Raw genomic sequence first — 352 nt, forward strand, 5'->3', positions numbered from 1 at the left:
ACCAGGCGTCACCGGCGTGGAAGGCGTCGATGCGCAGTTCGTCGTGCAACCGGCCGTCGGATTGACTGGGCTGATGCCGCCGGACGGATCGTAGGAGGCCGTGTTCGTGCTCGAACCCACAGCCGTCGGCACAGCCGGCAGGTTGAAGCTGCTGTTACTGCCAGCCGCCACAGGCGTGGTGAAGCTCACCGTACACGTCAGGACGGAACTGCCGTTACCCGCAAACGGGAAGGTGTTGGGTGTGCAGGTCGCGCTGGCCACGTTTGCGCCGGTCGGCACTCCCGTGATGCTGATGCCTGCGGGCACCAGATCCTTGATGGTCACGCTGGTGGCGGGACCGAAGGCACTGGCA

1 protein-coding gene is annotated in these 352 nt (G+C 65.6%); it reads left to right on the forward strand.

What is annotated here, in order from left to right:
• Nucleotides 1–100 precede the first annotated feature (100 nt).
• Nucleotides 101–352 (forward strand): hypothetical protein (locus tag IAE24_RS30520; protein WP_233630809.1); only part of this gene is annotated, 252 nt, incomplete at its 3' end.

It is taken from the genome of Delftia sp. S65 (assembly GCF_016516495.1).
Taxonomy (GTDB): domain Bacteria; phylum Pseudomonadota; class Gammaproteobacteria; order Burkholderiales; family Burkholderiaceae_C; genus Comamonas; species Comamonas acidovorans.